Annotated in this window: 11 protein-coding genes; 3 read left to right on the top strand and 8 right to left on the bottom strand. The window is 70.8% G+C overall.

Features of this window, described 5'->3' with window-relative positions:
- Positions 1–250: 250 nt before the first annotated feature.
- The 3 genes from VS93_RS18020 to sigE are packed head-to-tail and all read right to left on the bottom strand — an operon-like array spanning position 251 to position 2,669.
- Positions 251–1,300, bottom strand: coding sequence for a sigma-E factor regulatory protein RseB domain-containing protein (locus VS93_RS18020; protein WP_052745833.1), 1,050 nt, complete (start codon positions 1,298–1,300; stop codon positions 251–253).
- Positions 1,301–1,344: 44 nt separating this feature from the next.
- Positions 1,345–2,022, bottom strand: a complete 678-nt coding sequence (locus VS93_RS18015) for an anti-sigma factor family protein (protein WP_082126986.1) — start codon at positions 2,020–2,022, stop codon at positions 1,345–1,347.
- A gap of 2 nt (positions 2,023–2,024) precedes the next feature.
- Complete coding sequence (gene sigE, locus VS93_RS18010) at positions 2,025–2,669, bottom strand: RNA polymerase sigma factor SigE (protein WP_082126985.1); 645 nt, start codon at positions 2,667–2,669, stop codon at positions 2,025–2,027.
- A gap of 384 nt (positions 2,670–3,053) precedes the next feature.
- Between sigE and VS93_RS18005 the strand changes: the two genes are divergently transcribed.
- Entirely contained in the window at positions 3,054–3,677 is a 624-nt protein-coding gene (locus VS93_RS18005) for an O-methyltransferase (RefSeq protein WP_082126984.1), read from the top strand.
- A gap of 44 nt (positions 3,678–3,721) precedes the next feature.
- Here the strand turns inward: VS93_RS18005 and VS93_RS18000 are convergent, their stop codons facing one another.
- Together VS93_RS18000 and VS93_RS28320 are read right to left on the bottom strand one after the other, a co-directional pair.
- The gene (locus tag VS93_RS18000; RefSeq protein ID WP_046471070.1) at positions 3,722–5,239 is read right to left on the bottom strand and encodes a leucyl aminopeptidase; all 1,518 of its coding nucleotides are present in this window, start codon (positions 5,237–5,239) and stop codon (positions 3,722–3,724) included.
- Between the two features lie 169 nt (positions 5,240–5,408).
- Positions 5,409–5,576 carry a DUF3117 domain-containing protein gene (locus VS93_RS28320; RefSeq protein ID WP_082126983.1) on the bottom strand — a complete coding sequence of 56 codons (168 nt, stop codon included), beginning with the start codon at positions 5,574–5,576 and terminating at the stop codon, positions 5,409–5,411.
- A gap of 294 nt (positions 5,577–5,870) precedes the next feature.
- Here VS93_RS28320 and VS93_RS17995 point away from each other — a divergent pair, with 294 nt between their 5' ends.
- Complete coding sequence (locus VS93_RS17995; protein ID WP_046471069.1) at positions 5,871–6,662, top strand: enoyl-CoA hydratase-related protein; 792 nt, start codon at positions 5,871–5,873, stop codon at positions 6,660–6,662.
- Positions 6,663–6,692: 30 nt separating this feature from the next.
- On the opposite strand, the gene VS93_RS17990 is transcribed toward VS93_RS17995, so the two are convergent.
- The 3 genes from VS93_RS17990 to VS93_RS17980 all read right to left on the bottom strand — a co-directional run bounded on the left by VS93_RS17990 (position 6,693) and on the right by VS93_RS17980 (position 8,591).
- Positions 6,693–7,277 carry a hypothetical protein gene (locus VS93_RS17990; RefSeq protein WP_338022764.1) on the bottom strand — a complete coding sequence of 195 codons (585 nt, stop codon included), beginning with the start codon at positions 7,275–7,277 and terminating at the stop codon, positions 6,693–6,695.
- A 194-nt stretch (positions 7,278–7,471) separates the two neighbouring features.
- Positions 7,472–8,080, bottom strand: coding sequence for a DNA-3-methyladenine glycosylase I (locus VS93_RS17985; protein ID WP_046471068.1), 609 nt, complete (start codon positions 8,078–8,080; stop codon positions 7,472–7,474).
- A gap of 40 nt (positions 8,081–8,120) precedes the next feature.
- Positions 8,121–8,591: a hypothetical protein gene (locus VS93_RS17980; RefSeq protein ID WP_052745832.1), complete on the bottom strand. Its 471-nt coding sequence runs from the start codon at positions 8,589–8,591 to the stop codon at positions 8,121–8,123.
- A gap of 207 nt (positions 8,592–8,798) precedes the next feature.
- Here VS93_RS17980 and VS93_RS17975 point away from each other — a divergent pair, with 207 nt between their 5' ends.
- On the top strand, positions 8,799–9,140 hold the full coding sequence (locus tag VS93_RS17975) for a hypothetical protein (protein ID WP_046471067.1): 342 nt from the start codon (positions 8,799–8,801) through the stop codon (positions 9,138–9,140).
- Positions 9,141–9,168: the final 28 nt, after the last annotated feature.

Genomic DNA, 9,168 nt, shown 5'->3' with positions numbered 1-9,168 from the left:
GAGTGCCCCCGTGAGCCCGCAGGGGGCGTGCCCGGGGCCCGGCGCCCGGCTGGGCGGGACCGCTCCCGGTGGCGGCGGGACGCCGCTACCGGGCCATCCGCCTGGGGCCGACCATCCGTCCTCTGCAGGGCGTCGTCCGGGCTCGTCGGTCATTCATTCTCCGTGTACCTGGTTGCCGTCTTCGTCGCGGAACGCTCGACGTACGCAGCCGGATGCCCGCCGCACGGGGCCGCCTGCGGCCGACCGCGGGCTAGCGCCCGGCCACGTCCGCGATCCCGGCGCCCAGCCGTTCGAACCCGCGCCGCACCTGGGCCCAGAACCCGGAACCATCGGGCGCGGGCAGCGCCTCGACCGCGGTACCGACGATCTCGGGGGGAGCGTCGGTCAACACCGTATAGACGAAACCGCCGGATTCCCATATCCGACGATATTTCCCCGAATCACCGACGTAGGCCGTCCCGCCGCCTTCTACGACCGGACGCATCCCCCGTGCGGTTCCCACCGATTCCGGTTCGAGCCGCCCCCGTTGCACGAACACCGACACGATCGACAGCCCGTCGGAGTAGGAGAGGTGGACGACGCGTTCCTCTCCGGTGCCCTTGGTCCGTGCCCCGACGAACCGGAGCCCCCAGGACAGATGCTCGGGCAGTTCCCAGCCTCCGTCCGCCAGGCGTCGCCGCTCCGGCGCGGGCAGGCTCTCCCCCCAGTGACCGCTCCGCCCGGAGGCCTCCGGCAACGGCGCTGTTTCGGTTCCCACGGCCAGGGTGACGAACCGGACGGAGTGCGCCACCTCCCCGGTGGTGACGTAGGCCTCCCGGCGCATCAGCAGTGACGTCCGGTCGTCGACCCAGAATCGCCCGGCGGCGGTCCCGTCGCCGCGCCGCGCCTCGACCACCGTGGCGCCGCGCCCGTTGACGGTGTCGGAGCCGGAACGGGTCACCCGGTAGTTGCGCTCCAGCGCCCGAAGCAGCCGGTCGTTCAGCTTGAGCAGTGACGGGGACTGCCCCACCACGAGGCTCTGCTCCCCCAACCCTCCCTCAGCGGGCAGGCTGGCATACCCTGTGCCCTCACCCGGCCGGTGCACCACCTCGGCCCGCTCGGTGACGGTGCCGGCGTCCGCATCACCGCTGCTCCGCACCGAGACCGACTGCACGCCCTCGTAGGCCGTCTCCTGCCCTATCCTGGCCGCGCGGCGCAGGAGATCCATACCGTCGTCCTCGCCCCCGGAGCGCACCACGACGGCGCTCCCCGGGGTCGAGGTCGTCAGCGCTACCAGGATCAGCAGCCCTGAGAGCAGCAAAGCCGACGCTGGACGGTACCGCTGGTGAGCCGCGCCCTCCCCACTCACCGGGAGGAGGGGGCGTCGCTCGGCACCGCCTCGTCCAATGCCCGGTGCACGCTTCCGCCGCTTTCATCCGGTGTGGTGTTCGTGTGCACCGGCCCCTGCCTGCTGACCAGGGCGTGCTCGACCTCGTAGTCATCGAGGGCCGGACTGACCACCGGTCCCTGATCCGGCTCGCCTCCCGCGAAAAACGCCGCCCCCAGAGTCAGCGCCACGACAGAGACCCCCGCCACGGCGAAGCGCGCGCGGGTCCAGCGGCGGCGCAGCAGCGACAGCGGTGGGGTGGTCCGGCGATCCGGTTCGCGCGCCGGTTCGGCTTCGGCGGGCCCGTCATCCGTCACTACCAGGTGCCCGCCGCTCGACATTCCGGGGAGTCCTCCCCCTATCGGGCGGCTGGATCCCAGCGGCGGCTGGGTTCCGAAAGGGCTGTGGCCACCGGACGGCGGGCCCCACGGTGGTTCCCCGGACGGCGAGTCCTCCAGCGCGGAGAGGCGGCCCATGAAATCCGTCGACGGTTCCGGACCGTCGAGACCGTGCAGCCGCCGCTTGAGCCGCCGCAGCATCTCGGCTTCGAAGCGGCAGGTCTCACACGAAGCCAGGTGACGTAACGCACGGTCGCGCTCCGTGTGGCCGAGTTCGCCATCGACCAGAGCGGACAGGCGTTCCCCCAAATGGTCCATGCTCACTCCACCTCCCGGGTCCATCCGTATGCCACCGTGTCGCAGCCGTCCGCCGTCGGCGGCGCGGCGGACTCGTCCGAACCGGCCGCACCTGCTTGGGCGGCCAGCCGTCGCCGGTGGTCCAGGGCCTTGCGCAGCTGCGCGCGCCCCCGGTGGATCCTGCTGCGGACCGTCCCCAGCTTCACGCCGAGGGTGGCCGCGATCTCTTCGTAGGACAGCCCTTCGATGTCGCACAGGACGACCGGCGCGCGGAACTCTGCGGGCAGCGCGTCCAGCGCGACCTGGATGTCGGAGTCGAAATGGCGCTCGTCGTAGGACTGGGCGGGCGAGAGCTCCCGGCCTTCGAAACGTTCGTCGGCGTTCTCACCGAATCCCTCGAAGCGGATCCGGGCCTTGCGGCGCGCCATGTCCAGGAAGAGGTTGGTGGTGATGCGGTGCAGCCACCCTTCGAACGTCCCCGGGGTGTAGTTGGCGAGCGACCGGAACACCCGGATGAACACTTCCTGAGTGAGATCCTCGGCGTCGTGCTGGTTGCCGGTGAGGCGGTAGGCGAGGCGGTAGACCCGCGCCGAGTGGTTCCGCACGACTTCGTCCCAGCTAGGCGGCTCCCACTGCTCGAAGTCCACGGCAGAGCCGGAATCTGCCACCGGTACTCCCTTCCTCGGCGCGTCCCGTCCGGAAACGGCGGCGCGCCACACGTGCCTCGCTGGCCCAGGTGCCGGCGGGGGACCGGCCACCAAACGGCGAGCCCTCGCCGATTCCAACGCCGCGACCGAGCGATTAAGTTCCGGCGCCGCCGGAACACTCCCCTGGCAGGCTACTCTTTATCCTGGGACCCGGTCCGGTCGTAACCGCGCAGAGACGTTGAGTGACGACGGCTGCGCCCTGGTCCTGATCGAGCACACCGGGACGGCACCAGCGACCGCACCCGGGTCCCATGCGACCCCCCGCGGAGGCGGGGATGATCCGAGTCACGTCCGTTACACGCGCGGGAGGCCGTCATCGCCAGCCGAGACGACACACTGGCCTACATCGAGCAGTACGTCACCGAGGACGATACCCTGACCTCTGCCCGGCAGGCCGGCCAGCAGGCCGAGATAGGACACATCAGCGCGGCCAGCGGGGCAGCGCTGCGCTTCCTCACGGCGGCCATTGGGGCGAGATCGGTCGTGGAGATCGGCACGGGGTGCGGGAGTTCGGGGATCTGGCTGCTCCGCGGCATGCGCCCCGACGGTATCCTGACCAGTGTCGACGTGGAGCCCGAGTACCAGGAGTCCGCCCGGGATGCCTACCGGCGGGCCGGCTTCCCCGCCAACCGGACACGGCTGATCCAGGGCTGCGCTCTGGAGGTGCTGCCCCGCCTCACCGACTCCGCGTACGACCTGGTGTTCCTCGACGCCATGAAGACCGAGTACCCGCGATTCCTCACCGAGTCCCTGCGGCTGCTCCGCCCCGGCGGGGTCGTCGTGTTCAACAACGCGCTGGCCGCCACCCCGTTGACCGACGGCCCGCTGAGCGCCTCCGACGCCGACACCGCGGCGATCCGCGAGGTCGGGCGGCTGATCCGGGAGGACGAGTCGCTGATCCCGCTGCTGCTCCCGGTGGGCGAGGGCCTCCTCGCCGCGATCCGCGAGAAGGGCGCACCGGCCCGGTGAACCGGCGTCCTCGGCCGCACCGGGACAGAGGCGGGGGCCCGCCCTCAGGCCGAGAGCCAGCGCAGCAGTAACCGGGTGGAGAAGCCGGTGCCGCCCTTGGTCAGCACCCCGTCCTCACTCGTGGACCGCCCCGGCCCCGCGATGTCCAGGTGCGCCCACGGGAGGCCCCCGGCGAACTCGCGCAGGAACATAGCGGCCTCGGTGGCGCCCGGGGTCCCGTAGTCCTTGTTGGTTCCGATGTTCGCCAGGTCGGCGACCTGGGAGTCCAACGTATCGCGGTACTCCTCGACAAGGGGCATCCGCCAGACCGGCTCGTCCGACGCCTCCGCCGCTTCGCTCAGGGCCGACGCGAGGGCGTCGTCCGTACTGAACAGCGCACCGATGCCGGTGCCCAGCGCCAGTTTCGCGGCACCGGTGAGAGTGGCGACGTCCACCAGGACATCCGGTTCCAGCCCGGCCACGGCGTAGGCCATGGCGTCCGCCATGACCAGGCGCCCTTCAGCGTCGGTGTTCAGCACCTCGACGGTGCGCCCGCCGTAGGCGGTGACAACGTCGCCGGGGCGCTGGGCGCGATCCGAGACCGAGTTCTCGGCGAGCGCGACCAGTCCGGTGACCCGTGCCCGCACCCCGAGGTCGGCCAGCGCCGACATCACTCCCATCACCACCGCAGAGCCGCTCATGTCGGTCTTCATGAGCTTCATGTTGTCGTTCGGCTTCAGCGAGAGCCCGCCGGTGTCGAAGGTGACCCCCTTACCGACCAGCACCACGTGCCTCGTCGGCTCCTCGGGCACGTAGTCGAGCCTCACCAGGCGCGGCGGCCGTGCCGACCCGCGGCCCACACCCAGGATCGCGCCGAAGCCGTCGCGCTCCAGTTCCGCCTCGTCCCACACGGTGACGCCGAGGCCCGCCTCCCGGCCGAGCTTCTCGGCCCGGTCGGCGAGCCACTTCGGGTCCTTCTCCGCAGAAGGGGTGTTGATCAGGTCGCGCGCCAACTCCGTGGCGCGGGCCAGGGTCATTCCGCGCCGGACCGGCCCCGCGATCCGGCCGGGATCCTCCGCCACGAGATCGATCGCCGGCACCGCTTCCGGTCCCTTGGCCGAACTCCGCAGCGTGAACCGGTACCCGGCGAGGAGAGCTCCCTCCACGAACGACGTCAGTCCCGCGCCGGCAGTGGCTGTTTCCGTGCCGCCGGGGCCGAGAAAGGCGATGTTCGTCGCCGCGCGGGTGCGCCCCTTGGCGAGGCGGGTGAGTGCCGCTCCCGCCTTGCGCAGGTCACCGGGTGCGCCCGCGCCGACGCCGAGGAGAGCCAACCGGACCAGCCCCCGCCCGAGGTCCACCGGGAATTCGAGGGTCTCTCCCGGTTTGGCGTCGAGCTTGTAATAGGCGAGCAGTTCGGCCAATGATGCCGGTAGCCGCGTGTCGAGGTCGGCGGGTCCCAGCCCCACACCGGCGGTCACCACACGCGGACCGCCGTCTCCGGAGTAGAGGGGAAGCGCCAAGAGATCGGCGTCGGAGTCAACGAGCGGCCCCGGAATCGGGTGGATCTCCGTAGCAACAGGCACGAGCGCTCACATTCTCGCAGGGGTTGGTGCTTGCGGGCGGTTGGCTGTGCGCCGTGGGCGGCCATCGTTCCGATGCCCGTTGGGGGCGTGGACACCGAACCGGATCAAAGGCGAGCGGTCGCCCAGCGGCGGATGCCTCGTTCAGTTCCGGGAACGACCGGCTCGCGCGCTAGCCGACGACACCGTTCAGGGCCTCCGCGAGCTCGTTCGCCTCGTCCGGCGTGAGTTCGACAACGAGGCGCCCGCCACCCTCGAGCGGGACTCGCATGATGATGCCGCGGCCCTCCTTGGTGACCTCCATCGGACCATCACCGGTCCTCGGCTTCATCGCCGCCATGCCGTATCCCCTTTCATAGGAAACTTTCGCGGATGCACGGGCCGGTCCTGCGAGGTGCGGCCCCTCGTTCGCTGAGCCGGCCGTGTGAGGCCGCCACCCTGCATCGTTCGCGCCGCGAGTGACTCCGGGAACGAATCACTGTTCTGCCATTATCTCGGTTTCGCGACCTGATTGGGAACGATCGGGCGGCCCCAAGGCGCCGACCCCGAAGATTTCGAACAGTAAGGTTAGACCCGGACCGCGGGGTCACGGTTAAGCAGAACCGTACCTGCCGATCGAACCAGGGAGTTTCGCGTGCCCGAGCCGGACAGTGTCGTCTACGAACTCTCGGACGGCGTTGCCACAATTACGCTGAACCGGCCTGATGCGATGAATTCGCTGACGGTCGAGGCCAAGGAAGCCCTCCTCGCCGCTGTCGAACGGGCGAAGGCCGACGCCGATGCCCGCGCCGTCCTGCTCACCGGAAGCGGCAAGGCGTTCAGCGCCGGACAGGACCTGCGCGAGCACGCCAATTCGCTGAGCGAGGGAAAAGGCCTCAACGAGACGGTCCGCAGGCACTACAACCCGATAGTCTTGGGCCTCACCCGGATGCCGAAACCGGTGGTGGCCGCCGTCAACGGTGTCGCCGCCGGAGCGGGGGCATCGCTGGCCTTCGCCTGCGACCTGCGCGTGGCTTCGGAGAAAGCGTCGTTCCTCATGGCGTTCACCAGGGTCGGACTCGGCGCGGACTCCGGGGCGTCCTGGACGCTGCCCAGGCTCGTCGGGCACGCCCGCGCCATGGAGATGCTGATGCTCGCCGAACCCGTGTCGGCGGAGCGGGCCCTGGAGATCGGACTGGTGAACCAGGTCGTCCCCGCTGAGGAGCTGGCCGGCTCGGCGCACGAGCTCGCGCAGCGGCTGGCCAACGGCCCCACGGTCGGCTACGCCGCGATCAAGGCCGGCCTGACCTTCGGCTCCGGCCTGGATCTCGGCAACGCCCTGGAGATGGAGGCCGACCTGCAGGACCAGTGCGCGCAGACCGCGGACCACATGAACGCCACACTGGCCTTCCTGAACAAGGAGGAGCCCTCCTTCGAGGGACAGTGAGCCCAGTCGGCCCGCCGCACGGCGACGAGATCACCGCAGGGTGCCCGTAGAGGTCATGGACGTGCCCTCCTGCGAGGTCGCGCTCCACTTCGCCTCGAGTTCCCCCTCGTCCTCGCCGGCGCGCAGAACCAGCTCGGCCTCGTCGACACAACGGTCCTCGGGATCGTAGGTCTCGACGTAGTCGAAGAACAGCCGGTCCTCTTCCTGCCCGGAGAGGGCGAGGCCGCCCCGGCAGTCCAGGGTGTACCACTCGGAGCTGCCCCGCTTGGCTCCGGCTTCGAGCTCGACCCTGGTGCCCCAGTCGATGACGTGGTCGCCCTCGGCGTCCTCCTGCGACATCCGGCCGCTCCAGGTTCCGGCGAAGGGACCGGGCACGCTGGCCTCTTCGGTGGAAGACCCCTCGGAGGCCGACCGCCACGCCCATACCGCCACGCCCCCGCCCGTCCCTGCCAGGAGGACCGCGGCGGCCGCGATCACGGCCGCTCCCCTACGACGCCTCTTACCACTGTGGCGCGTGGAACGGCGCGGCGGCCACAGCGACATCTGCCGTACGGGCGAACTCGACCCCGACTCGCCGCACTTCGGCACCGGCACGGGTGCCGGTGCGTCGCTCACCGGGACTTCCCCGCGACGGCGGCACGTATACGGCGGGCACCGGCTGAATCGCTCATCGGTATTCCTCCAAGGCGAACGGCAGGGGAACGTTCGCGGCTCAGCGATCGAGGATAGGACACCAGGGCAACAGCCATGCGGGGCGGCCTGGCACTACCGCACGCGGGAGGCGCGCTCGCGCCCGGTCCCAGTGCGGGTCAGACCCGGCCCCGGGCGGTCACATCCCCTGTGCCCCTGCGGAAGCAGTCGGCGAGGTGATCGTCGACGACCCCGACCGCCTGCATCGTGGCGTAGGCGGTCGTCGGACCGACGAACCGGAATCCGCGCTTCTTCAGCGCCTTCGCCAATGCGGTGCTCTCCGGCGTGGAGGCGGGCACGTCGGCGACCGTGCGCGGCGCCGGCGGGCGGTCCCGGGGGGCGTACTCCCACACGAGGCGCGCGAGCCCACCGGAGAGTTCCAGGGTGGCACGGGCGTTCGCGACCACCGCCTCGATCTTGGGCCGACTGCGGATCAGCCGGGCGTCGCCGAGCAGCCGCTCGATGTCGCCGGGACCGAACCGGGCGACGGCGACCGGGGCGAACCCGCAGAACGCCTCGCGCAGCGCGGCACGCTTGCGGAGGACGAGCAGCCAGGACAACCCCGCCTGGAACCCTTCCAGCGCGATACGCTCGAACATCCCGTGGTCATCCCGGACGGACAGTCCCCACTCGGTGTCGTGATAGTGCAGCTCATCGCCCGTGGCGAGCGCCCAGTGGCAGCGTCGCAGCCCGTCGGGCCCCTGCCGGGCCGTGCCGTCATCGCTCATACCGGTGTCCGCATTGTGCGTCCGTGGTGCCGCGGGGCGATCAGGTGTCCTGCGGCCGGGGCTGCGTTTCGGGCGCGCCTTCGGCGGTGGCCGCCCCGGCGCGCACCGACCGCTGCTCGGGGAGGGCGGCGTCGGCGTCGGTGTCCTTGGGACGTTCGTGCCTGCCGCTTCCGGCCGAGTGCGGGTACAGGACACGCGGATCCGAGGACGTCTCCAGCTCGGCCATCCGATATTCGAGTTCGGCGATCCGGGTATCGCGCTCCCGGAGCGACGTGGCCAGCCGGGCCAGCGCCTCGTCCACCGCGCGGACGTGGTAGCCCCACAGCGCCAGCGGAAGCGTTACGCGGGCGATGTCGTCGCTCGTCACGGGCCGGTCCACCGGAAGATCCAATGGCGGGTGATCGGCCTCGAAGCGCGCCAGTTGTCCGCCCTTGCCCATGACCACGAACGCCACGCCCGCGAGGACGGTCACCGCGGCTAGAGTGATCAAGATCAGGATGGTTGGAGTCACATTTCGATCGTGCCATATCCGGGGTCCTCAACGGTGCGGGAACCGCTCGCCGACCGCGGTCGGAGGCGTGGGAGGCCCGGCACTTGTACGCCGTTCCCGCAAAGCGAAGTTCCCCCGAAGGAGAGGTATGTGTAAGACAAAAGGCGCTGGTGTCAGTGCCCGGATCCCTCCCCAGCCCGAAGACCGGGACATCCTCCGGGAGCCGCGGTGAACAAGAACACAGATCCCCGCGTCGTCGCGCCCGAGGCGGTGGTCGAAGGCGTCGCCGACGCCGGGTACCGCCCGAGCGTCCCGCGTGTCCGCGAACTGATGGCCGGCGGTCGCCCGGTCCTCGTGCGCTGCGTTCCCCCCGCGCCGGGCGGCGAAGGGCGCTGCAGCGTGGAACGGGAGGAGCTCGCCGAGACCCTCGCACTGATTTCGGTGTACGCCTGGCTCGGCGTCCGGGTGTTCGCGACCGACCACCCGCGCGCCGCCCGCCAGGCCCTCGACATGGTCGCCTCGATCCGGGGCACCCGGCCACCTGCGGCGGTGCGGCGCGGACTCGCCTGACCCGCCGGCACAGCGGGGCACGAGGCCT

Origin of the sequence: Allosalinactinospora lopnorensis (assembly GCF_000981225.1) — a bacterium.
GTDB lineage: Bacteria > Actinomycetota > Actinomycetes > Streptosporangiales > Streptosporangiaceae > Allosalinactinospora > Allosalinactinospora lopnorensis.
Note: the sequence above shows the minus strand (reverse complement) of the source record. Positions and strands in the feature narration are given on the sequence as shown.

Excerpts from the sequence above, each read along its gene's own strand:
- VS93_RS17985 (WP_046471068.1), bottom strand. The coding sequence starts at position 8,080 with ATGAGCGATGACGGCACGGCCCGGCAGGGGCCCGACGGGCTGCGACGC.
- VS93_RS18015 (WP_082126986.1), bottom strand. The coding sequence starts at position 2,022 with ATGGACCATTTGGGGGAACGCCTGTCCGCTCTGGTCGATGGCGAACTC.
- VS93_RS28320 (WP_082126983.1), bottom strand. The coding sequence starts at position 5,576 with ATGGCGGCGATGAAGCCGAGGACCGGTGATGGTCCGATGGAGGTCACC.